This window comes from Burkholderia cenocepacia (assembly GCF_014211915.1).
Classification (GTDB): domain Bacteria; phylum Pseudomonadota; class Gammaproteobacteria; order Burkholderiales; family Burkholderiaceae; genus Burkholderia; species Burkholderia orbicola.
In genome coordinates this window covers 1,598,848-1,620,285 of sequence record NZ_CP060039.1, presented here as the reverse complement: position 1 = coordinate 1,620,285, position 21,438 = coordinate 1,598,848, and the positions used below count along the sequence as shown (strand labels likewise).

General features: G+C 67.2%; 22 protein-coding genes and 1 pseudogene. 11 read left to right on the top strand and 12 right to left on the bottom strand.

Features of this window, described 5'->3' with window-relative positions:
- Positions 1–9: 9 nt before the first annotated feature.
- Positions 10–150, bottom strand: a complete 141-nt coding sequence (locus tag SY91_RS07610; RefSeq protein ID WP_012328134.1) for a hypothetical protein — start codon at positions 148–150, stop codon at positions 10–12.
- A gap of 189 nt (positions 151–339) precedes the next feature.
- On the opposite strand from SY91_RS07610, the gene SY91_RS07605 reads away from it, so the two are divergent.
- Together SY91_RS07605 and SY91_RS07600 are read left to right on the top strand one after the other, a co-directional pair.
- Entirely contained in the window at positions 340–1,047 is a 708-nt protein-coding gene (locus SY91_RS07605; RefSeq protein ID WP_023475849.1) for an ArsR/SmtB family transcription factor, read from the top strand.
- 162 nt (positions 1,048–1,209) lie between these two features.
- A pseudogene (locus tag SY91_RS07600) lies at positions 1,210–3,794 on the top strand (DUF6600 domain-containing protein).
- 99 nt (positions 3,795–3,893) lie between these two features.
- Here the strand turns inward: SY91_RS07600 and SY91_RS07595 are convergent.
- Together SY91_RS07595 and SY91_RS07590 are read right to left on the bottom strand one after the other, a co-directional pair.
- Positions 3,894–4,865 (bottom strand): thymidylate synthase, encoded by a 972-nt coding sequence (locus SY91_RS07595; RefSeq protein ID WP_006476535.1) that lies wholly within the window; start codon positions 4,863–4,865, stop codon positions 3,894–3,896.
- A 42-nt stretch (positions 4,866–4,907) separates the two neighbouring features.
- Positions 4,908–6,305 carry a sigma-54 dependent transcriptional regulator gene (locus SY91_RS07590; protein ID WP_043887326.1) on the bottom strand — a complete coding sequence of 466 codons (1,398 nt, stop codon included), beginning with the start codon at positions 6,303–6,305 and terminating at the stop codon, positions 4,908–4,910.
- A 498-nt stretch (positions 6,306–6,803) separates the two neighbouring features.
- Between SY91_RS07590 and SY91_RS07585 the strand changes: the two genes are divergently transcribed.
- The gene (locus SY91_RS07585; protein ID WP_023475845.1) at positions 6,804–7,130 is read left to right on the top strand and encodes a hypothetical protein; all 327 of its coding nucleotides are present in this window, start codon (positions 6,804–6,806) and stop codon (positions 7,128–7,130) included.
- A 296-nt stretch (positions 7,131–7,426) separates the two neighbouring features.
- Positions 7,427–7,927 carry a dihydrofolate reductase gene (locus SY91_RS07580; RefSeq protein ID WP_023475844.1) on the top strand — a complete coding sequence of 167 codons (501 nt, stop codon included), beginning with the start codon at positions 7,427–7,429 and terminating at the stop codon, positions 7,925–7,927.
- A gap of 85 nt (positions 7,928–8,012) precedes the next feature.
- Here the strand turns inward: SY91_RS07580 and pmbA are convergent, their stop codons facing one another.
- Positions 8,013–9,383, bottom strand: a complete 1,371-nt coding sequence (gene pmbA / locus SY91_RS07575) for a metalloprotease PmbA (RefSeq protein ID WP_006476538.1) — start codon at positions 9,381–9,383, stop codon at positions 8,013–8,015.
- A gap of 127 nt (positions 9,384–9,510) precedes the next feature.
- Between pmbA and yjgA the strand changes: the two genes are divergently transcribed.
- Together yjgA and mog are read left to right on the top strand one after the other, a co-directional pair.
- Positions 9,511–10,113, top strand: a complete 603-nt coding sequence (yjgA, locus tag SY91_RS07570) for a ribosome biogenesis factor YjgA (RefSeq protein ID WP_272929891.1) — start codon at positions 9,511–9,513, stop codon at positions 10,111–10,113.
- On the top strand, positions 10,097–10,705 hold the full coding sequence (gene mog, locus SY91_RS07565; protein WP_023475843.1) for a molybdopterin adenylyltransferase: 609 nt from the start codon (positions 10,097–10,099) through the stop codon (positions 10,703–10,705). The genes yjgA and mog overlap by 17 nt, the downstream gene beginning before the upstream one ends.
- A gap of 34 nt (positions 10,706–10,739) precedes the next feature.
- Here the strand turns inward: mog and orn are convergent, their stop codons facing one another.
- Positions 10,740–11,360: an oligoribonuclease gene (gene orn / locus SY91_RS07560; protein ID WP_006476541.1), complete on the bottom strand. Its 621-nt coding sequence runs from the start codon at positions 11,358–11,360 to the stop codon at positions 10,740–10,742.
- Between the two features lie 126 nt (positions 11,361–11,486).
- Between orn and SY91_RS07555 the strand changes: the two genes are divergently transcribed.
- From SY91_RS07555 to SY91_RS07545, 3 genes are read left to right on the top strand one after another with little or no spacing between them, the layout of a single operon-like run.
- Positions 11,487–12,746, top strand: a complete 1,260-nt coding sequence (locus tag SY91_RS07555) for a M48 family metallopeptidase (protein ID WP_011544904.1) — start codon at positions 11,487–11,489, stop codon at positions 12,744–12,746.
- Entirely contained in the window at positions 12,743–13,684 is a 942-nt protein-coding gene (rsgA, locus tag SY91_RS07550; protein ID WP_023475842.1) for a ribosome small subunit-dependent GTPase A, read from the top strand. The genes SY91_RS07555 and rsgA overlap by 4 nt, the downstream gene beginning before the upstream one ends.
- A gap of 56 nt (positions 13,685–13,740) precedes the next feature.
- On the top strand, positions 13,741–14,058 hold the full coding sequence (locus SY91_RS07545) for a putative signal transducing protein (protein ID WP_011351362.1): 318 nt from the start codon (positions 13,741–13,743) through the stop codon (positions 14,056–14,058).
- Between the two features lie 77 nt (positions 14,059–14,135).
- On the opposite strand, the gene SY91_RS07540 is transcribed toward SY91_RS07545, so the two are convergent.
- The 6 genes from SY91_RS07540 to rpsP all read right to left on the bottom strand — a co-directional run bounded on the left by SY91_RS07540 (position 14,136) and on the right by rpsP (position 18,265).
- A complete protein-coding gene (locus SY91_RS07540; RefSeq protein WP_043887323.1) occupies positions 14,136–15,074 on the bottom strand; it encodes a CobD/CbiB family protein in 939 nt (312 codons plus the stop codon).
- Between the two features lie 120 nt (positions 15,075–15,194).
- Complete coding sequence (locus SY91_RS07535; RefSeq protein WP_043887322.1) at positions 15,195–15,881, bottom strand: CoA pyrophosphatase; 687 nt, start codon at positions 15,879–15,881, stop codon at positions 15,195–15,197.
- An 87-nt stretch (positions 15,882–15,968) separates the two neighbouring features.
- On the bottom strand, positions 15,969–16,361 hold the full coding sequence (gene rplS, locus SY91_RS07530; protein WP_006486838.1) for a 50S ribosomal protein L19: 393 nt from the start codon (positions 16,359–16,361) through the stop codon (positions 15,969–15,971).
- A gap of 133 nt (positions 16,362–16,494) precedes the next feature.
- Positions 16,495–17,289: a tRNA (guanosine(37)-N1)-methyltransferase TrmD gene (trmD, locus tag SY91_RS07525; protein WP_006476548.1), complete on the bottom strand. Its 795-nt coding sequence runs from the start codon at positions 17,287–17,289 to the stop codon at positions 16,495–16,497.
- Position 17,290: 1 nt separating this feature from the next.
- Entirely contained in the window at positions 17,291–17,968 is a 678-nt protein-coding gene (rimM, locus tag SY91_RS07520; protein WP_023475838.1) for a ribosome maturation factor RimM, read from the bottom strand.
- Between the two features lie 42 nt (positions 17,969–18,010).
- On the bottom strand, positions 18,011–18,265 hold the full coding sequence (gene rpsP / locus SY91_RS07515; RefSeq protein ID WP_006476550.1) for a 30S ribosomal protein S16: 255 nt from the start codon (positions 18,263–18,265) through the stop codon (positions 18,011–18,013).
- 152 nt (positions 18,266–18,417) lie between these two features.
- Between rpsP and SY91_RS07510 the strand changes: the two genes are divergently transcribed.
- Positions 18,418–19,557: a PQQ-dependent sugar dehydrogenase gene (locus SY91_RS07510; protein ID WP_043887314.1), complete on the top strand. Its 1,140-nt coding sequence runs from the start codon at positions 18,418–18,420 to the stop codon at positions 19,555–19,557.
- Positions 19,558–19,668: 111 nt separating this feature from the next.
- Positions 19,669–20,136, top strand: coding sequence for an NINE protein (locus SY91_RS07505; RefSeq protein WP_023475835.1), 468 nt, complete (start codon positions 19,669–19,671; stop codon positions 20,134–20,136).
- Positions 20,137–20,187: 51 nt separating this feature from the next.
- Here SY91_RS07505 and SY91_RS07500 read toward each other — a convergent pair whose 3' ends face one another.
- The gene (locus tag SY91_RS07500; RefSeq protein ID WP_043887312.1) at positions 20,188–21,366 is read right to left on the bottom strand and encodes a PA0069 family radical SAM protein; all 1,179 of its coding nucleotides are present in this window, start codon (positions 21,364–21,366) and stop codon (positions 20,188–20,190) included.
- Between the last annotated feature and the right edge of the window lie 72 nt (positions 21,367–21,438).

Here is a 21,438-nt window from a genome sequence, read left to right as displayed (position 1 = left end):
CGGCGCCGATCAGCGGCGCACCGTGATGCCCTGGTCGATCGTCCCGTACATCTCGATACTGCCGCCGCGCTCGCCGGTCGCACCCGCGCCACCCTGCGCACAGGCCGCGCAGACGAGCGCGGCCGCCAACATGCAGAAAATCGTCTTCATCGTTGCATCGCGTCACATGCGGCGGCCCGTTGCCGCCGCGTCCGGCCATTCTACGCGTGGCCCGCGACGGCCCGCGGTCCGGCCGGCCACGGCGTCAAAACCGCTGCATCCGACATTTCATCCGGAAGCGAAACATCGAATGCGCGCACGAACTACACTGCCCGTCATCCCGCTCGACGAGACACGACGATGACTGACCAAGACGACCACCATTTTCCGGGCCTGAGCCGCATCGGCGCGCTGATCGCCGATCCGGGCCGCGCCGCGATGCTGTGGGTGCTGATGGACGGCAGCGCACGGCCGGCCGGCGAGCTGACGATGATCGCGGGGCTGTCGCCGTCCGCGGCCAGCGCGCACCTCGCGCGCCTGACCGAAGGCGGCCTGCTGGCCCTCGACGTGCGCGGCCGGCATCGCTACTACCGCATTGCGTCGGCCGACATCGCGGCCTCGCTCGAAGCGCTGGCGAACGTCGCCCGCGCGGCCGCGCCGCATCGCCCGGTTCCGCCGCCGTCGCGCGCGGTCCCGGCCGAACTGCGCTACGCACGTACCTGCTACGACCACATGGCCGGCGAACTCGCGGTACGCATCTTCGACGGCCTCACCGCGCGCGGCTGGCTGCTCGCCAACGGCGACGCGATCGACACCACCGAGCTCGGCACGCAGGCACTCGCGCAATGGGGCATCGACGTCGCGCAGCAACGCGCGCGCCGACGCCGCTTCGCGTGCGGCTGTCTCGACTGGAGCGAACGGCGCTCGCATCTCGGCGGCGCCCTCGGCGCGGCGCTGCTCGACAGCTTCTGCGCCCACGGCTGGATCGAACGCGCTGCCCGCCCGCGCGTGCTGCACGTCACGGTGCCCGGGCAGCAGGTTTTCGACGCGTGGCTTACGTCCGCTTGACGCCGGCATTGCAGCTGCACGACAACGGCGCGCGATGGACAGGTTTTGTTACATCGCGTGCCATTCGATTTACAAAACACCGTGCCTTGAAACAGGCCAAGCGGATATCGTGAACTGGACGGCACGAATCGACGCGCCGCGATCACAACGATGACGCTCACCATGGCCCCCCTGTTCACGCTCAAGCGCACCGCCCGCTACACGCTGCTCGCGTTCGTCGCGCTGGCGGCGCTGCCGCCCGCCTTCGCGCAATCGGCCGATGCACCGCCGAATATGGCCGCGGCACGGCAACCGGGCGGCGATCCGCCCGGGCGCGTCGCGCGGCTCAATTACCTGTCGGGCGCCGTGACGACCGAACCGGCCGGCACCGACGCGTGGTCGTATGCGGCGGTGAACCGCCCGCTGACGACGGGCGACCAGCTGTGGAACGATGCCGGCGCGCGCTCGGAACTGCACATCGGCTCGACGGCGGTGCGGCTCGGCGAATCGACCAGCCTGTCGGTGCTGAACCTCGACGACACGACGACGCAATTGAAGGTGGGGCTCGGCACCGTGTCGACGCACGTGCGCGATCTGCCGGCCGGCGGATCATACGAAATCGACACGCCGAACCTCGCGCTCGGCATCACCGGCCCCGGCGACTATCGCGTCGATGTCGCGCCGAACGGCGCGAGCACGACGGTGACGGTGCGCAGCGGCAGCGCGACCGTCTACGGCAGCAACGGGCAGTATCCGCTGTCGCCCGGCCAGCAGGTCGTGTTCACCGGCACCGACCTGCAGGTCGCGCAGCAATCGGCCGCACCGGGCCCCGACGCGCTCGACCAGTGGGCCGCCAGCCGCGACGCGGCCGAAGCGCGCTCGGTATCGGCCCGCTACGTGTCCCGCGACATTCCCGGCTACCAGGATCTCGACGCGAACGGCACGTGGCGCGAAACCCCGAATTACGGCGCGGTATGGGTGCCGAACGACACGCCGGCCGACTGGGCGCCGTACCACGACGGCCACTGGATCTGGCAGGCGCCGTGGGGCTGGACCTGGGTCGACGACGCACCGTGGGGCTTCGCGCCGTATCACTACGGCCGCTGGGCGTACGTGGACGACAGCTGGGCATGGGTACCCGGCCCGATGGCAGTGAGCCAGCCGCCCGTCTATGCGCCGGCGCTCGTCGCGTTCGTGGGCGGCGGGGGCGGCGGCGGTTCCGATTGGAATGTGGCGCTGACGGTCGGCGGCGTCGCCACGGCCGGCTGCGCATGGTTCGCGCTCGGCCCGGGCGAGCCGTGGCATCCGGGCTGGGGCGGCTGGAGCCCGCACTACTACGACCGCGTCAACCGCAACATCGTGGTGAACAACGTCAACGTGAACAAGACCGTGAACGTGACGAACATCACCAATATCACCAACATCAACAAGACGTACGTGAACTTCCGCGCGCCGCACGCGATCACGGCCGTGCCGGCCGCCGCGTTCGTGCACGGCCAGCCGGTCGCGCACTTCTCGCAGCACGTCGATCCGCAACAATGGCGCAACGCGCACGTCACGCCGGGCACGCCCGGCATCGCGCCGGTGCGCCAGAGCTTCACCGGCGGGCTGCGCAATGCCAGCTACCGTCCGCCGGCGGCGCTCGCGCAACACCCGTACGTCGCGACGCGCAATCCGGCCGTGCCGCCTGCGTACCGCGATCAGGCCGCCGCCCACCTCGCGCAGCAAGGCGGGCGCGTGCCGGGTGCCGGCGCGCCCGTCGTGAAGACGAACGTGCCGGCCGACTATACGGCTCGCCCGGTCCGCGTGCCGGGCAAGCCGGGCGGCGGCGCCTGGGCGATGCACAACGTGCAGCTCGTGAATCCGCACGGCCCCGTCGTCCAGCCGGCCCGCGCGCCGCGCGAGGGCCAGCCGGCCGGCGTGCAGGCCGGACGGCCGGGCGCACCGGTGCCCGGCATGCCGAATGTCGCACGGCCGGCGAACGGCGAAACGCCCAACGCACCGCGTTTCGCCAACGGCGGCACGCCGCAGGCGCCCGGCAACCCGATCCCGCATCAGGCGTTCGCGCCCGGCAACGGCGTTCCGCATCCGCCCGAAGCGAACCACGCCCCGCCGGGGACCGGTAACGCGCACGCAGCCAACACGCCGTCGCCTGCGTGGATGCAGCCGCACACGCCGATGGAGCGTCAGCGCGCGGCTCCGCCCACCGCGCTGCACGCGGCAGGACAGAACGCGCTGCCGCCCGTGCGCAGCGCTGCGGTGCCGCATCCGGACGGCGTGCCGGCGCCGCAGGGCGTACCGCCCGGCGGCCGCAACGAAGCGCCGCGCACGCAGCCGCAGCCGCAGCCGCAGCCGCAGCCGCAACCGCAACCGCAACCCGACCATACCGCGCAGATTCCGCAACCGCGTCCGCGCCCCGATTTCCCGACGCCGGCCCGCCATGCGCAGCCGCAACCGGAACGGGCCGCCCCCGCGCCGCAACCGCGTCCGGACTTCGCTCAACCCACGCCGCATCGCGAAGTCGCGCCGCCGCGCGTGAACGAATACCGTCCGCCGGCACCTGTCGTCCATGACGTGCCGCGGCCGCAGCCGCAGGCGCCGCGTATGGAGCCGCGACCGCAGCCGCAGCCCGCGCCCCGCATGGAGCCGCGCCCGTCGATGCCGCCCCCCGGATGGAACCATGGCCGCAGCCGGCGCCGCACGTCGAAGCGCCGCATCCGGGCAATCCGCCGCCGCAGGGCGGCCACGAGGAGCGGCATCGCCAGTAAGTGCAGCAAACCTGAAACAAAAAGGCTCGACCGGCGGATACCGGTCGAGCCTTTTTGCAGGATGCGGCTCGATGCAGCCGCGCGGCCCCGGCCGCGCGATCAGACCGCCATCGGCGCGGTCAACGGCTCATGGTGCCGATAGCCGACGAGCGAGAAATCGGACGGCTCGACCTGCTCCAGCCATTCCGGCGCATAGACGCCCGTCTTCGCGTACTCGGGCACGCGCTCGGCAATCTCGAGCCGCGGGCTTTCGTACGGCTCGCGCGTGAGCTGCTGCTGCAGCATGTCGAGCTGGTTCTCGTAGATGTGCGCGTCGCCGATGAAATACGTGAACCAGCGCGGCGTATAGCCCGTCAGCCGGCCGACGAGCGACAGCAGCGCGGCCCCTTCCGTCAGGTTGAACGGCGTGCCGAGGCCGACGTCGTTGCTGCGGATGTACAGGCACAGCGAGATCTCGCGCTTCGTCGCGTTCGGCAGGAACTGGTACAGCAAATGGCACGCGGGCAGCGCGATCTGGTCGAGCACGGCCGGATTCCACGCGTGAAACAGGATGCGGCGATCGGACGGGTTCTCCATGATCGTGTCCAGGCACTGGCGCAGCTGGTCGATCGCCTTGTACAGCAGCACCTTCGGCGCGCCGTCTTCGTCGAAACGCGTGACGATCCGGAAGCCGCGGCGCGTCGCATCGGCGATCTGCGCGTCGGCGTTCGCATCGAGCACCTTGTAGCCCGGCCACTGGCGCCATTGCACACCGTAGACGTCGCCCAGATCGTCGACGCCCTGGCGATACGGGTTCGCGAGCCACTGCGCGTTCTCGTTCGCGTTCGCATCCCACACCTTGCAGCCGAGCGCGCGGAAATCGGCCGCGCTGCGCGACGCACGCAGGAAGCCGACCAGCTCGCCGATCGCGGACTTGAACGCGAGCTTCTTGGTCGTCACGGCCGGGAAGCCTTGCTGCAGGTCGAAGCGCAGCATCGCGCCCGGCATGCTGATGGTGCGGATTCCCGTGCGGTTCTCCTGCCAGGTGCCGGTATCGAGAATGGTACGAACGAGATCGAGATACTGTTTCATGCGGGTTCCTTCGGCCGCGAGGGGCGGCCGTACCCGCCAATTTTAGCAAGCGTGACGCGGAAGCTCCGGCAACGGTGCCGAAAACCCTCCCAGCGTGTCGCCGCGGTCGCGCATGCCGTGCGCGCACATCAGCCGGTAGAGCGTGACGCGCGACACGCCGAGCTCACGCGCGGCATCGGCAAAACGGCCGCGATGGCGCAGCAGCGCCTGCTCGATCGCCTGCCGCTCGGCCGCCTCGCGCGCCTCCAGCAGCGATACCGGCGCGAGCATCGCATAGTCGTTCAGTTCGAGATCGGCCGCGGTGATCATTCGGCCTTCCGACATCACGATCGCGCGGCGTACGCGATTGATCAGCTCGCGCACGTTGCCCGGCCACGAATAGCCGTACAGCGATGCGACCGCGTCAGGCGAAAAACCGCGCAGGCGGCGATGCGCATCGCCCTTGAAGCGATCGAGCATGTGACGCGCGAGCACCTCGATGTCCTTGCCGCGCGCGCGCAACGGCGGCTCCTCGATCTTCAGCACGCACAGCCGGTGAAACAGATCCTCGCGGAAGCGCCCTTCGCGCAGCGCCGCTTCCATGTCCACGTGCGTCGCGCAAATCACGCGTACGTCGACCGGCACCGACACGTGCGCGCCGAGCCGCTCGATCTTGCCTTCCTGCAGGAAGCGCAACAGGCTCGCCTGGCTTTCGAGCGGCAAATCGCCGATCTCGTCGAGAAACAGCGTGCCGCCGTTGGCGGCCTCGACGCGGCCGATCTTGCGCTGGTTCGCGCCGGTAAACGCGCCGCGTTCATAGCCGAACAGTTCGGCCTGCAGCAGCGTCGACGGTATCGCCCCGCAATTGATCGCGATGAACGGCGCCTGCGCGCGCGACGAACGCTCGTGAATCGCGACCGCCGTCAACTCCTTGCCCGTGCCCGACTCGCCGGAGATGAACACCGGCGCATCGGTTGCCGCGACACGACGGATCGTCCGGAACAGCCCGAGCATCGCATCGCAGGTGCCAACCATCTCGCCTTCGCTGCGCCCGGCGCCGACGGGTGGCGCAACGGGATCGGTCAGGGCGACCATGCCGTGCGCATGACCGACGGTCTCGACGATCCGCGCCGTTTCGTACGGCATCGTCACGTAGTCGAAGCAATAGTCGCGAATGAGATGGCGCAGCGTCGCGTCCTGCAACTGGCCGCGTCGCGTCGCCGCGATCCAGCCGATGTGCTGGATGCTCAGGCAGGATTCGAGTTCGCGCAGGTCCGACGGCTTGAAGCCCGGCGAGAAATCGAGCAGGCCGGCGGTTGCCACGCCGTGCTGCACGACGCGCCGCACATCGCGCACGGTCTCGGCGAGATCGACGCGCCAGCCGCATTCGTCGAAATGGCCGCGCAACGCGTCGTTCGGTTCGCGCGAATAGTAGATCACGTGCCGCTGATCGGCTCCCATATCCTCACCCCGTTCATCAACCGTCTAACGATTGCCGCACACGTAGATCACGTGCAAAAGGATCGAATCGGGTCAGCCAGAGGTGGCTCGATTCGCCATGCCGATGCGCGGCAACGACAAGGCCTCGCATGATGGCGCTTATCTCGCGTCCAATAATTTTGATCAAGACAGCTAGGTTATAGGCACCGAATACGACAAACCCGTTTCAGTACCGACGGCGATGCGGCCCAATCGCTCGAGAGGTCGACGCAGGTCAATCATCTGCACATAGCGCATGTGCAGAAGGACTCCGTCATCAACACACGCGCCGATTTTCATCCTTGAAGCGTGTCGATTGAATCAGCAGTATTCCCGAGCCCCATCGTTTCAGGCCTGAAACATTTTCAGGCGTTTTCGGCCACCATTCGCAACACTCGAGCGCGAATCGCAATGACGGCAATGGTCCCGGTACGGTGGCATGTATTTCGCTGAATACGGAAACGACCGGAGACAGTCGCCATGCGAAAACATCTTTTACTTTCTTTCGTGCCGATGACGCTCGCGCTCTCGGCCGCCGGCCCGCCTGCACCGGCATGCGCGGATGAAGGCATGCAGCCGGATCGCACCGCGCTGCTCGCCGAAAGCATGCCGCGCGTCGCGTACGGCAACGGGTTCGGTATCGTGGCCGTGTCGGCGCCGCAACCGTTGCCGGCCGCCCAGGCCTCCGTGACGCTGTGGGACGAACTCCCGCCGCCGCCCCTGTTGCCGATGCCGCTACCGGCGCCGCAATCGGGCGACATCCGGCATGCTCTGGAAGGCAACGCGCGAGGCAATACGCATCCCTGAATATTCGCCGCCTCAGTTCAATCAGGATGACATATTGAACTGACGATCCGGTCGAACGGGATGCCATCGAGCGGAACCGGTATCGCCGATCTCGCGACATAAAACGTTTTTGTGCTCCGTCCCCGGCGGGCACTCTTTTTATTCGGACGGTCGTCGCGACGCGAGGACATCACGCGTCGCGACGCACGACGCATCGCACAAGAAGCGCCGACGCCCATGTGGATGCGGGAAATCCGGTGCGCGCCACCGTTCCGGTAAAATCGGCCCCATTCCGTTTCCCCTCTTCCCCGACCTTCATGACGACGTTGACCCTGATCGTCGCGCGTGCCCGCAACGGCATCATCGGCCGCGACAACGAGTTGCCCTGGAAACTTCCGGAGGATCTCGCGTTCTTCAAGCGCACGACGATGGGCGCGCCGATCGTGATGGGCCGCAAGACCCACGAGTCGATCGGCCGTCCGCTGCCGGGCCGCCGCAACATCGTCGTCACGCGCGACGCCACGCGCCGTTTCGAAGGCTGCGACACGGTCACGTCGCTCGCCGATGCGCTGGCGCTCGCCGCGCGCGACGGGGTGCCCGAGGCATTCCTGATCGGCGGTGCGCAACTCTATGCGGAAGGTCTCATGCTCGCCGACAAGCTGATCGTCACCGAGATCGACGCCGACTTCGACGGCGACGCATCGTTCCCGGCGCCCGATACCGCGCACTGGCAGGAAATCTCGCGCGACGCGCATCAGGCTGCCGCGCCCAACACGTTCGGCTATGCGTTCGTCGTCTACACGCGCAAGCGCGACTGACGACTTCTTCGCACGATGAAAAAAGCCCGACCGGCTCGCGCCGGTCGGGCTTTGTCGTTTCCTGGCGGCCTGCGCCGCGTGCGGCTTACTGCCCTGCGATCGTCATCTGCTCGATCAGCACCGAGCCGGTTTCCTTCGTGCCGCGCACGAGCGAATCCGCACCGATCGCGACGATATGGCGGAACATCTCCTGCAGCGTGCTGGCAACGGTGATTTCCTCGACCGGATACTGGATCACGCCGTTCTCCACCCAGAAGCCCGCCGCGCCGCGCGAATAGTCGCCCGTCACGTAGTTCACGCCCTGCCCCATCAGCTCGGTCAGCAGCAGGCCCGTGCCGAGCTTCTTCAGCATCGCGTCGAAATCGTCGCCCGCCTGCGTGTTCGAGCTGCGCAGCGCGAGGTTGTGCGAGCCGCCCGCGTTGCCGGTGGTTTGCGTGCCGAGCTTGCGTGCCGAATAGGTCGACAGGAAATAGCCTTCGACGACACCGTCCTTCACGACGCTGCGCGCCCGCGTGCGCACGCCTTCCTCGTCGAACGGCGCGCTGCCCATCGCGCGCGGCACATGCGGATCCTCGACGACCTGGATGTGCGGCGCGAACACCGGCTTGCCGAGGCTGTCGACGAGGAACGACGTCTTGCGATACAGCGCGCCGCCGCTCACCGCCTGCACGAATGCGCCGAGCAGGCCGGCCGCGAGCGGCGCCTCGAACAGCACGGGCACCTTGCGCGTGTCGAGACGGCGCGCGCCCATCCGCGCAAGCGCGCGTTCGGCCGCGTAACGGCCCACCGCTTCGGGCGCGGCGAGATCGATCGCGCTGCGCTTCGACGAATACCAGTCGTCGCGCTGCATGTGACGGCCGCTACCCGCGATCGGCGCGCATGCGATGTAGTGGCGCGAGTACGGATAGCCGGCAAGGAAGCCGCGCGACGTCGCCAGCACGAACTGCGAGTGCTGCGCCGACACGCTCGCGCCTTCCGAATTGCGAATCTGCGGGCTGACCGCGAACGCGGCGTCTTCCGCGCGGCGGGCGAGCTCGACGGCCTCGTCGGCGCTCAGCGCCCACGGGTGGTACAGGTCGAGGTCGCGCGGGTCGGTTTCGAGCAACTCGGCCTCGGCGAGGCCGGCCGCTTCGTCCTCGGCCGTGAAGCGCGCGATGTTGTACGCGGCCGCGACGGTATCCTTGATCGCGGCCGGCGAGAAGTCCGACGTGCTCGCGTTGCCGCGCTTCTTGCCGATGAACACGGTGACGCCGACCATCTTGTCGCGGTTGTGCTCGATCGTTTCGACTTCGCCGCGGCGCACCGACACCGACAGGCCGTCGCCCTCGGAGATTTCGGTCGCGGCGTCGGTCGCGCCGAGCGCCTTCGCATGGCGAAGGATGTCCGACGCGATTTCCTTGAGCTGGTCCTGCGTGTGCGGGAAATAGCGCGCTTGTACATCGAGATTGGCTGCCATCGTCTTGGTATCCGGTGGCGGGCGGGCGCCCGCATGGTCAAAATGTTGCGTATCCCGCGATCATAGCAAGGTCCGGGGCCGGACACAGACAAGCTTGGGGTGTCCGCGCCGCGATACAATGCCGCCCATGACACGCAAAACCCGAATCCAGCCGATCGAGCCTGTCGCCGAAGAAGACGACAACGGCTACGATCGCCCCAGCAAATCCCAGTTGAAGCGCGAAATGCACGAGCTGCAGGTGCTCGGCCAGGCGCTCGTCGACCTGCCGAAAGACGCACTGAAGCGCATGCCGATGCCCGAAAGTCTCGGGGACGCCGTGCGCGAGGCCCGCCGGATCACCGATCACGAAGGCAAGCGCCGCCAGCTTCAGTACGTCGGCCGCGTGATGCGCTCGCTGACCGACGACGAAACGGCCGCGCTGCGCACCGCGCTCGACGCGCAACGCGGCGTGAACAAGGCCGCCACCGCCCGCCTGCACTGGATCGAGCGCACGCGCGAGCAACTGCTCGCGAGCGACGACGCGCTGACCGAATTCCTGCGCCAGCACCCCGACGCCGACATCCAGGAAGGCCGCACGCTGATCCGCAACGCGCGCAAGGAAGCGCAGCAAGGCAAGCCGCCGCGCTATTTCCGCGAGCTGTTCCAGTGGATCAAGGCCGCGGGCGGCGCGTCCGACAGCGACGACGAAGCGGCCGACGACGCCGGAGACGACCATGACGACGAAGCGTAACCATCCGGACGAGCTCGTGGTCGGCTTCGTGTCGATCAGCGACCGCGCGAGTACGGGGGTCTACGAAGACAAGGGCATTCCGGCGCTGCAGGAATGGCTCGCCGGCACGCTGGTTTCGCCGTGGCGCGCCGAAACGCGCCTGATCCAGGACGATGCGCCGACGATCTCGGCCACGCTGACCGAACTCGTCGACGTCGCCGGCTGCGACCTCGTACTGACGACGGGCGGCACCGGCCCCGCGCGCCGCGACGTGACGCCCGAGGCCACGCTGGCCGTGGCGACGAAGGAAATGCCGGGATTCGGCGAGCAGATGCGGCAGATCAGCCTGAACTTCGTGCCGACCGCGATCCTGTCGCGGCAGGTCGCGGTGATCCGCGAAACGGCCGACCATGCGGCGCTGATCATCAACCTGCCCGGCCAGCCGAAGTCGATCCGGGAAACGCTCGAAGGGCTGCGCGATGCCGACGGCAAGTCGACCGTGCCCGGCATCTTCGCCGCGGTGCCGTACTGCATCGACCTGCTCGGCGGCCCGTATATCGAGACCGACGCCGCGGTGGTCGCGGCGTTCCGGCCGAAAAGCGCGCGGCGCTGAGCGTTGGCCGAGCGCGGTGCGCGTGCCGGCCCGCTCAGGCGGCCGGCGCGGACTCGCCTGCCGACACCGACGCGGCCGGAATCAGAAAATGCTCGCGGTAGTACTTCAGCTCGTCGATCGACTCGTGGATGTCCGCGAGCGCCGTGTGCATCGCCCGCTTCTGGAAACCCTTGTAGATGGCCGGCTGCCAGCGGCGGCACAGCTCCTTGAGCGTGCTGACGTCGAGGTTGCGGTAGTGGAAGAATCGCTCGAATTCCGGCATCCAGCGCGCCATGAAGCGGCGGTCCTGGCAAATCGAGTTGCCGCACATCGGCGACTTGCCGGGCGACACGTACTGCGCGAGGAACGCCTGCAACTGCGCGGCGGCTTCCGCCTCGGTCACGGTCGATGCGCGCACGCGGTCGATCAGGCCCGAGCGGCCGTGCGTCGACTTGTTCCAGTCGTCCATCTTCGCGAGCGTCTCGTCGCTCTGGTGGATCGCGAACACCGGCCCCTCGACGGCGATGTCGAGCGTGGAATTGGTCACGACGACCGCGATCTCGATGATGCGGTCGTTATCCGGGTCGAGGCCCGTCATCTCCATGTCGAGCCAGACGAGGTTCAACTCGTTGCGCACGAGCGCGGGCTGGCTGGCGGAAGCGGCGGTATCGGTCATGATTCATCCTGGCAAATGGCGGACCGGGCCTCGCCGATGCAGCGCCGCCCGGGCGGCCGGCATCGCATCAGCGGGGCCGGTCCGCAAGAACATATAATTCTCGCATAGAACCCTTTGGCGCCTTCGATGTCACCCTTTTCGTTCACCCTGCTGTTCGCGATCGCCGTACTCGCGATGGTCGTCACCAAGCTGTGGCTCGCGTCGCGGCAGATCCGCTTCGTCGCCGCGCACCGCAACGGCGTGCCCGCGCAGTTCAGCGCCACCATCCCGCTGACCGCCCACCAGCGCGCGGCCGACTACACGGTCGAGCGCACCCGGCTGACGATGCTCGAGATCGTCGTCAGCGCGGCCGTGCTGGTCGGCCTCACGCTGCTCGGCGGCGTCGGCGCGCTCGACACGCTGCTGACCGGCTGGCTTGGCCGCGGCTACGGGCAGCAGGTCGCGCTGGTCGCCGCGGTGCTCGTGATCACGGGCGTGATCGACGTGCCGTTCGAGTATTACCGCCAGTTCGGCATCGAGCAGCGTTTCGGCTTCAACCGGATGACGAAGCGGCTGTTCTTCACCGACATGCTGAAGAATTCGCTGCTCGGCGCCGTGCTCGGCCTGCCGCTGCTGTTCGTCGTGCTGTGGCTGATGAACCAGGCCGGCAGCCTGTGGTGGCTGTGGACCTGGATCGTGTGGGTCGCGTTCCAGATGCTCGTGCTGCTGATCTACCCGACCTTCATCGCGCCGCTTTTCAACAAGTTCGAGCCGCTGAAGGACGACGCGCTGCGCGCGCGCATCGAGTCGCTGATGAAGCGCTGCGGCTTTGCGGCCAAGGGGCTGTTCGTGATGGACGGCAGCCGCCGCTCCGCGCACGGCAACGCGTATTTCACGGGCTTCGGCGCATCGAAGCGGATCGTGTTCTTCGACACGCTGCTCGCGCGCCTGTCCGGCCAGGAGATCGAAGCCGTACTCGCGCACGAACTCGGCCACTTCAAGCGCCGCCACGTGATGAAACGGATGCTCGTGTCGTTCGTGCTGAGCCTCGTGCTGCTCGCGCTGCTCGGCTGGCTCGCGCAACGCACGTGGTTCTACACGGGGCTCGGCGTCACGCCATCGCTCGACACCAGCAACGCAGGCGCCGCGCTCATCCTGTTCTTCCTCGCGATTCCGGTATTCCTGTTCTTCGCGACGCCGTTCAGCAGCCTGACGTCGCGCAAGCATGAATTCGAGGCCGACGCGTTCGCGGCCAGCCAGACCGACGCGCAGGATCTCGTCAGCGCGCTCGTGAAGCTCTACGAGGACAACGCATCGACGCTGACGCCCGACCCCGTCTACACGGCCTTCTACTACTCGCATCCGCCCGCGTCGCAGCGGATCGATCGCCTGCTGCAGCACGCATGAGCCGGCCGACTTCCCGCAAGCCGGCCCCGCGCGCATCGGGCGCGCAACGGGCCGAAGGCCGCGTGATCGCGGCGCACGGCCGCCACTACATCGTCGCCCCCGACGACGGCGGCCCGATGCTGCAATGCTTCCCGCGCGGCAAGAAGAGCGACATCGCGGTCGGCGACCGCGTCGCATACGAACTCGCGTCGGCCGACCAGGGCGTGATCGTGGAGATCGGCGAACGGCGTAACCTGCTGTACCGCTCCGACCAGTTCAAGTCGAAGCTGTTCGCGGCAAACCTCGACCAGTTGCTGATCGTGCTCGCGACCGAGCCCTATTTCAGCGAGGATCTGCTCGGCCGTGCGCTGATCGCCGCCGAAGCGAACGAGCTGAAGCCGCTCGTCGTGCTGAACAAGATCGACGTCGAGACCGCGCTGCCGGTCGCGCGAGAGCGTCTTGCGCCGTACCGCGCGCTCGGCTACGACGCGCTCGAGCTGTCGGTGAAAGGTGCGCCGGACGATGCACGCGCGCAGTTGATGCCGCACCTGGCCGGCCATTCGACGATCCTGCTCGGCCAGTCCGGGATGGGCAAATCCACGCTCGTGAACCTGCTCGTACCCGATGCCGAAGCCGCGACCCGCGAGATTTCGGCCGCGCTCAACAGCGGCCGTCACACGACGACGTTCACGCGCCTGTACCCGCTGGAAGGCGGCGGTGCGCTGATCGATTCGCCGGGCTTCCAGGAATTCGGCCTCTACCACTTGACGGAAGGCCGCCTCGAACGCGCGTTTCCGGAATTCCGGCCGCTGCTCGCGGACTGCCGTTTCTATAATTGTCATCATCTGCACGAGCCCGGCTGCGCGATCCTCGAAGCCGTCGCCGACGGCCGCATCGCGCCGTCGCGGCACGCGCTTTACGCGCAGCTCGTGCACGAGGCGAGCCAGATCGTCCGCTGACCGCGCGACGTGTGCGACGGCCGGCTGGCGGCAGGCCTTCATCGACAGGAGCCGCGATGCGTTTCAAGGCACCCGACCTCGCGACCGCGCAGCATTGGGCCAACGTGCTTCAGGTGGCCGGCATCGGTTGCGAGCTGCACAACTGCTACGCGACCGGCGCGCTCGGCGGCCTGCCCGCCGATGCATGCACGCCCGAGCTGTGGCTCGACGACGAACGTGACGACGCGCTCGCCCGCCGGCTGCTCGATGCCGCGTCGCACGGCCCGTCGGCGGGCGCGGCGCCCTGGCGCTGCCGGCAATGCGGCGAAGCGCTCGAAGCGCAATTCACCGCGTGCTGGCAATGCGGCGCCGTGCGCGACCCGCTCGATGACTGAACGTACTCTCCTGGCGCACAGCGAAAAGGCCGGCATCGAGCCGGCCTTTTCATTTCGTCGCGCGCTGCGCTAGCGCGTCACGATACCCAGACGGCCAGCGTCAGCATCAACAGCAGGATCATCCACAGAATCACCGCTCGCCATACGAGACCAACCGCCGACTGCAGCGTGCGCGGCGTGCAATCGTCACCGACCGTCAACGGACCGCTGTCGCCGACCGCCAGCGCATCGAGGCTCGACGGTTCCGCGAGCGGCCCCGCGAGACGCGCGCCGAGCGCCCCGCTGCCGGCGGCCAGCAATACGCCGTCGTTCGGGTCGGGCCACTGGCGCGTATGGTTGCGCCACGCGTAGATCGCATCCTCGAAATTGCCGACGATCGCGAAACCGAGCGCCGTCAGTCGGGACGGAATCCAGTCGATCACGAAGAACGCGCGCTGCGCGAACGTCGAGAACGCGACCGTGCGGTCCTCGCCCGGCGTCGCCCAGCTGCGCGCGAGGTATTCGGAAATCCGGTACAGCACGGCGCCGGCCGGGCCGAGTGGCAGCACGTACCAGAAGAACACGCCGAAGACGTGGCGATGCGACGCGACGACCGCATGGATCAGCGTATGGCGGACGATTTCACCGACCGGCATGTCGACCGTGTCGATACCCGTCCACTCGTGCAGGATTTCGCGCGCGCGCGGTACGTCGTCGTTGTTGAGCGCGAGATGGATATCGGTGAAGTAGTGGCTGAACTGACGGAAGCCGAGCGTGAAATACACGACGGCGACGTTCCACAGGAACGCGAGCACGAAGCTCACCTTGTACAGCAGGAAATAGATCAGCGCGACGATCAGCACCCACGGCAGCACGACCGCGAGCCATGCGAGAAGCCCGTGTTTCTGCTTGCCGGCGTCGAGGCCATGCGCGACGGTTTCCGCATGAAACTGGAACAGCGCGAACACCGGATTGCTCGGCGACAACGCGCGGACCTGTTCGATGATGAGAGCGAGGAGAACCGAAAAGAAAGTCATGCGTGGCGCCGTCTTCGGAGTTATGTCATTTTTTGCATAACGATAGCACAGCGTCAGCCGCGCATGGCTGCCGGTGCAGTGGCCCGACGGCAGCTCGCACGCGCCAGCCGGCACGCCCGCCTAGCCGGCGGCCAAGAAGCGATACAGATTGCGAAACATGGCGGCAGTTGCGCCCCAGATGAAGTAATGCCCGCCCGACTCGCCGTTCGGATAGGGCATGGCAAAAAAACGACGCTCGCCGCCTTCCCACCGGAACACGCGGACCTGATGGTTCGCGGGATTCATCACGAACGCGAGCGGCACTTCGAAAATCTCGGCGACTTCGAAGGTGTCGGCCTGCACCGTGAACGGCGGATGCACGAGGCCGACGACCGGCGTCACGCAGAAACCCGTGCCGGTGAGGTAGTCGGGCAGCACACCGAGAATCTCGACGCGTTCGGCGTCCAGTCCGATCTCTTCCTTCGCCTCGCGCAGTGCGGTGGCGGTCGCATCGCGGTCGAACGGCTCGCGCCGGCCGCCGGGAAAACTGATTTGCCCGGCGTGGTCGTTCAGGTGATCGGCGCGCTGCGTCAGCAGCACGGTGAGGCCCGACTCGCGGACGACGAGCGGCACGAGAACGGCCGCGCTACGTGGATCGACGCCCTCCTGCAGCCTCGCCTCGCCGGGCTCGACGCTCCATTCGAGCGTGCGTGCGAAACGTTCGCGCAGGCCGGACGGCGTCAGCAACCGGGAATCGATGACAGGCAGGCCGGCACCGGTGCCTTCGACCGGCAAGACTTCGGGATCGATGATGGGGCGGCGATTCAATGGGGCTCTCGGGTTCGTGTCGTATCGAGCATATTGTCGCGCCAGAATGAAAAAAGCACCCGGGTGGGTGCTTTTTCCTTACAGCTCTTACTCTTGGGAAGCTGCTGCGGCGCGATCCTTCGACACCAGCTTTTCCTTGATACGAGCCGACTTGCCCGAACGCTCGCGCAGGTAGTACAGCTTCGCACGACGCACATCACCGCGACGCTTCACGACGATGCTTGCCAGCAGCGGCGAGTACGTCTGGAACGTACGCTCGACGCCTTCGCCCGACGAGATCTTGCGGACGATGAAGTTCGAGTTCAGACCACGATTGCGAATCGCGATCACGACGCCTTCGTAAGCCTGAACGCGCTTGCGGTTACCTTCAACCACGTTCACGTTCACGATCACCGTGTCGCCCGGGGCGAAATCGGGGATGGTCTTGCCGGCGAGCGCGCGCTCGATTTCTTCCTGCTCAAGTTTTGCGATCAGATTCATTACTGACTCCTTATGCCATCGTGTCGGCGTTGACACCCGCCTGCTTCCAGGCCTGGCCCCGATAGAGGATGGATTCACATCAGGCGCCGCACACGCATGTACGGCACCGCCAATTCCCGCTCGCGCAGCCGCCTCAGGAGGCGTCCTTCGCTTCGCGTGCGAGGTTCGCGAGCCAGGCCTCGTCGGCCCGGCTCAACAACTTTTCGCGGCGCGCCCGGACGATCAGGTCCGGCCGCTTCCGCAACGTATTCCTCAATGCTTCCTGGCGCCGCCACTTCTCGATCTCGGCATGATGCCCGCCGAGCAGCACGTCCGGCACGCGTACACCGTCGTATTCCTCGGGGCGCGTGTAGTGCGGACAATCGAGCAGGCCATCGGCGAAGCTGTCCTGCACGGCCGACAACGAATCGTTCAGCACGCCGGGCAGCAACCGCACGACTGCATCCATCATCGCCATCGCCGGCAGCTCGCCGCCCGACAGCACGAAATCGCCGAGGCTGATTTCCTCGTCGACGCAACGGTCGAGCAGGCGCTGGTCGATCGCCTCGTAGCGACCGCACAGCACGACGACGCCGGGTTCCTGCGCCATCCGCACCGCGCGATCGTGCGTGAGCGGCGCGCCTTGCGGCGACATCATCACGACGCGCGTGCTCGCGATACCCTGCTCCGCCTGCGCCGCTTTCGCGGCGTCGATTGCGGCTTCGAGCGGCCTGGCCAGCATCACCATGCCCGGACCACCGCCGTACGGACGATCGTCGACCGTGCGGTAGTTGTCCGTCGTGAAATCACGCGGGTTCCAGGTGCGCAACCCGAAGCGCCCCTGCTTGACGGCCCGGCTGGTGATTCCCCAGTCGGTCAGTGCACGGAACATCTCGGGAAAGAGCGTGACGACGTCGAACTGCACCGCGCTCTCGGTAACCTGGTTCATTTCAGTAATCGGCTTCCCAGTCGACGACGATGCGACGCGCCGCCTGATCCACCGTTTTGACGTAGACGCCGACGAACGGAATCAACCGCTCGTCGGTGGTCGGCTGACCGTCTTTGCCGGTTGCCGGATACTCGACACGCATGATCGAATGCACGCCGTTGTCGATCATCCCGCTCACCTTCCCGAGCGCCACCGATTGCTCGTTGACGACCTCGAGACCGATCAGGTCGACCCAATAGAATTCGTCCGCGGCGAGTGCCGGGAAATCTTCCCGGCGCACGAACACGCGAAAACCGCGCATGGACAGCGCAGCATCGCGGTCGCTGACGCCCGCGGGTTGCGCAACGACAGTGTCGCTGTGCGTCTTCGACTGCATGATGCGGACGGAAAGCCGCTCCGCACCGCGTTCCAGCCACCAGCGACGCGCGTTGAGCAGCGCGTCGCCGCCGCGACCGGCATCGGCATGCGTCGCCACCTTGACCCAGCCCTTCAGGCCGTAGGCGTCGACCACCGCCCCGACCTCGACGGCATCGTCGGGCCAGGCCTGCGTCGCTTCGGGACTGCCTTGTTCGACAGCCTGACCGGCGTTCGCGACCGAGTCGCGCTCGACCGGCTTGCGGACGAATGCGCCGAATGACGCACGCCCGCGCCTTGCATTACCGGAATCGTGACCCGCCATCAATGCACCTCACAGCCGGCACGACCGGCACACCGTGCCATGTTAGGCAGCCGGTTGCGCCTTTTGCGCTTCCTTCACGAGACGCTGGACGGTCGGCGACAGTTGCGCGCCAACGCCTTGCCAGTACGTCAGGCGATCCTGAGCGATACGCAGCGATTCGCCCTTCGTGGCGACCGGGTTGTAGAAGCCGACGCGCTCGATGAAGCGGCCGTCACGACGGTTGCGCGAATCGGTAGCAACGATGTTGTAGAACGGGCGCTTCTTCGAGCCGCCACGAGCCAGACGGATGATAACCATATGATGTCCTTCGGGAAAACCGGGTTCGAAACTACTGAAACACGCGATTATAGCCGGAAACCAGAGGTACAACAAACACTTACGCGTAAAAAACCGCGGACGGCCCGTCCGCCGGGCATACAATCGTCGTGTCCAGGACGTTCCCGACCGTCATGCCGCCCCTTCGCGCCACCCCGATGCACCGCGTCCAGCGCCAAGTCGCGGCGCTGCTGGCCGGCCTTGCCTGCCTCGCGTCCGCACGGGCGTTTGCCGCGCCGCTGCCGGTGAGCGAACTCGTCGTGCCGCCCGGCTTCCATATAGACGTGCTGACCGACGCCGTCCCGGCCGCGCGCGAAATGGCGTGGTCGCCACGCGGCATCCTGTATGTCGGCTCGCGGGACGGCCGCGTCCACGCGTTCGTCATGCACGAGGGCCGGATCAATGCGCACTATGTCGTCGCGTCCGGGCTCGACCTGCCCGTCGGCGTCGCCTACCGCGACGGCGCCCTCTATATATCCGCCGTCTCGCGCATCCTGCGCCTCGATCATATCGACGACCGGCTCGCAAAACCGCCCGCCCCCGTCGTCGTGACCGACGCGCTGCCGACCGACCACCATCACGGCTGGAAATTCATCGCGTTCGGCCCCGACGGCAAGCTGTACGTGCCGACCGGCGCGCCGTGCAATGTCTGCCTCCCCGATCGCAATCGCTACGCGATCATCGCGCGGATGAATGCCGACGGCAGCGGGCGCGAAGTGGTCGCCCGCGGCATACGCAATACGGTCGGCTTTGCATGGCACCCGGAGTCGGGCGAGCTGTGGTTCACCGACAACGGGCGCGACATGATGGGTGACGACGTACCGGACGACAAGCTGAACCGCGCGCCGCGCGCCGGCCTCGATTTCGGCTTTCCATACTGCCACGGCGGCGATACGCCCGACCCCGAATTCGGCAGCGCCGACGTCTGCCGACGTTATGTGCCGCCCGTCCTGAAACTCGGCGCGCACGTCGCGGCGCTCGGGATGCGCTTCTACACCGGGCCGATGTTTCCGGCGTCGTATCGCAATAATGTCTTCATTGCCGAACACGGCTCGTGGAATCGCAGCACGAAGGTCGGCTACCGCGTGATGCGCGTGGTCGTCTCGGCGGACGGCAGCCACGCTCAGCAGACACCGTTCGTCACGGGGTGGCTGCGGCCCGACGGCACGGTATGGGGACGCCCGGCCGATGTATTGCCGCTGCCCGACGGATCGCTGCTCGTCAGCGACGATTACGCGGGCGCGATCTACCGCGTGACTTATGCGGCACCTTGACGCAGCCGAGGGGTGACCGGGCCCGACCGGGCATCGTAGAATGCGTGCCGGGCCGCGCGCCCGCGCCGGCCTGCCGGCCCCGCCCATGCCAACGACAACACGCCGCCATCCATGTCCAGCAGCACCGCATCGCCCCGCCGCTTCCGCTCCAAGACGCTCACCGCCGCCCTCGCGTTCCTGCTCGGGTCGATCGGCGCGCACCGCTTCTATCTGTACGGCTTTCGCGACGTGTACGGCTGGGCCCACTTGCTCGCCACGATCGTCGGCATCCCGGGCTTCCTGCTGCTCGCCGCAACCCAACGCAGCGCCGGCCTCGGCTGGTGGCTCGCGGTACCCGGCGCCATCTCGCTGCTGGCGGCGTTCCTCGCCGCACTCGTCTACGGGCTGCGCCCCGACGAAAAATGGGATGCGCAATTCAACGCGGACACCGGCAAGCACAGTCAGTCGGGCTGGACGGTGATCTTCGTCGTGATTTTCTCGCTGCTGATCGGCGCGTTCCTGTTGATGACCGCGCTCGCGCTGTCGTTCCAAACATACTTCGAATCGCAGGTCGAAGCAGCCAAGCAGATTTCGCAGTAAGCACGACCAATACGGTCGATACGGCTCGCCGCCAACTGCGTTGCCTGCCGGTCAGAACAGGTTCAACTGCATGTCGTCGCGCGACTTCGCGCCCGCTGAACGAACCGCGACACGCGGCGTCGGCCCCCCTGCAGCCGGCGCACTGCTGAACCGCGACAGATCGAGAATGCCGTTCGTGCGTTCGTTCAACCCGAGCCGCTTGACCGCCTGACGGAAGCGCTGCCGCAACAGGTCGGCCCAGATCCCCTCCCCCTTCATCCGTTTCGAGAAATCCGAGTCGTAATCCTTGCCGCCGCGCATGTCGCGCACGCGGTTCATCACGCGCTCCGCACGATCGGGAAAATGCGCGGCAAGCCACTGCTTGAACAGCGGCGCGACCTCCCACGGCAACCTCAGGATGATGTAGCTCGCATGCGTCGCGCCGGCTTCCGCGCAGGCCTCCAGCACGCGCTCCATGTCGGGCTCGGTCACGAACGGGATCACCGGTGCGATGCTCACGCCGACCGGCACGCCCGCATCGCGCAGTGCGCGGATCGTGCGCAACCGCCGCGCCGGGGTCGCCGCGCGCGGCTCGAGCGTGCGCGCGAGCTCGGCATCGAGCGTCGTGATCGTGACCGCCGCCATCACCTGCCCGCGTTCGGCCATCGGCGCGAGCAGGTCGAGATCGCGCTCGATCAGCGACGACTTCGTGATCGCCGCGAACGGCAGCCCGCGATCGTGCATCACCTGGATCACGCTGCGCGTGATGCGCAGGTCGCGCTCGACCGGCTGGTACGCGTCGGTATTGACGCCGAGCGCGATCGGTTCCGGCACGTAGCGCTTGCGCGAAATCTCGCGCTCGAGCAGTTCAGCCGCGTTCACCTTCGCATAGATGCGGCTTTCGAAATCGAGCCCCGGCGACAGCCCGAGGTAGCTGTGCGTCGGCCGCGCAAAGCAGTAGATACAACCGTGCTCGCAGCCGCGATACGGATTGAGCGACACGCTGAACGGAATATCGGGCGACTGGTTACGCGTCAGGATGCTCTTCGCCCGCTCCTCGAATACCTGCGTGCGCAGCGGCGCGGGGAAATCGGCATCGTCGGACGCGTGCGTCCAGCCGTCGTCCACGGCCTCGCGCTGCGCGATTTCATACCGCCCCTGCAGGTTGTCGACCGCACCGCGCCCCTTGCGGGGCACGGGCGGCGCTATCGGAAATTCGTTGTCGGACCGATCGTCCATGTGCCCACCCATTCGCCTGCGCCCAATACTGTACATTTATACAGTATTGCGTGCAGCATGCCAAGGGCGGGATAAAGGGCCCGA

Excerpts from the sequence above, each read along its gene's own strand:
- rsgA (WP_023475842.1), top strand. The coding sequence starts at position 12,743 with ATGAGCCGGCCGACTTCCCGCAAGCCGGCCCCGCGCGCATCGGGCGCG.
- SY91_RS07610 (WP_012328134.1), bottom strand. The coding sequence starts at position 150 with ATGAAGACGATTTTCTGCATGTTGGCGGCCGCGCTCGTCTGCGCGGCC.
- SY91_RS07555 (WP_011544904.1), top strand. The coding sequence starts at position 11,487 with ATGTCACCCTTTTCGTTCACCCTGCTGTTCGCGATCGCCGTACTCGCG.
- SY91_RS07545 (WP_011351362.1), top strand. The coding sequence starts at position 13,741 with ATGCGTTTCAAGGCACCCGACCTCGCGACCGCGCAGCATTGGGCCAAC.
- pmbA (WP_006476538.1), bottom strand. The coding sequence starts at position 9,383 with ATGGCAGCCAATCTCGATGTACAAGCGCGCTATTTCCCGCACACGCAG.
- SY91_RS07605 (WP_023475849.1), top strand. The coding sequence starts at position 340 with ATGACTGACCAAGACGACCACCATTTTCCGGGCCTGAGCCGCATCGGC.
- SY91_RS07510 (WP_043887314.1), top strand. The coding sequence starts at position 18,418 with ATGCCGCCCCTTCGCGCCACCCCGATGCACCGCGTCCAGCGCCAAGTC.
- SY91_RS07590 (WP_043887326.1), bottom strand. The coding sequence starts at position 6,305 with ATGGGAGCCGATCAGCGGCACGTGATCTACTATTCGCGCGAACCGAAC.
- SY91_RS07500 (WP_043887312.1), bottom strand. The coding sequence starts at position 21,366 with ATGGGTGGGCACATGGACGATCGGTCCGACAACGAATTTCCGATAGCG.
- SY91_RS07595 (WP_006476535.1), bottom strand. The coding sequence starts at position 4,865 with ATGAAACAGTATCTCGATCTCGTTCGTACCATTCTCGATACCGGCACC.
- orn (WP_006476541.1), bottom strand. The coding sequence starts at position 11,360 with ATGACCGATACCGCCGCTTCCGCCAGCCAGCCCGCGCTCGTGCGCAAC.
- mog (WP_023475843.1), top strand. The coding sequence starts at position 10,097 with ATGACGACGAAGCGTAACCATCCGGACGAGCTCGTGGTCGGCTTCGTG.
- SY91_RS07580 (WP_023475844.1), top strand. The coding sequence starts at position 7,427 with ATGACGACGTTGACCCTGATCGTCGCGCGTGCCCGCAACGGCATCATC.
- SY91_RS07505 (WP_023475835.1), top strand. The coding sequence starts at position 19,669 with ATGTCCAGCAGCACCGCATCGCCCCGCCGCTTCCGCTCCAAGACGCTC.
- SY91_RS07585 (WP_023475845.1), top strand. The coding sequence starts at position 6,804 with ATGCGAAAACATCTTTTACTTTCTTTCGTGCCGATGACGCTCGCGCTC.
- rpsP (WP_006476550.1), bottom strand. The coding sequence starts at position 18,265 with ATGGTTATCATCCGTCTGGCTCGTGGCGGCTCGAAGAAGCGCCCGTTC.
- SY91_RS07540 (WP_043887323.1), bottom strand. The coding sequence starts at position 15,074 with ATGACTTTCTTTTCGGTTCTCCTCGCTCTCATCATCGAACAGGTCCGC.
- rplS (WP_006486838.1), bottom strand. The coding sequence starts at position 16,361 with ATGAATCTGATCGCAAAACTTGAGCAGGAAGAAATCGAGCGCGCGCTC.
- rimM (WP_023475838.1), bottom strand. The coding sequence starts at position 17,968 with ATGGCGGGTCACGATTCCGGTAATGCAAGGCGCGGGCGTGCGTCATTC.
- yjgA (WP_272929891.1), top strand. The coding sequence starts at position 9,511 with ATGACACGCAAAACCCGAATCCAGCCGATCGAGCCTGTCGCCGAAGAA.
- trmD (WP_006476548.1), bottom strand. The coding sequence starts at position 17,289 with ATGAACCAGGTTACCGAGAGCGCGGTGCAGTTCGACGTCGTCACGCTC.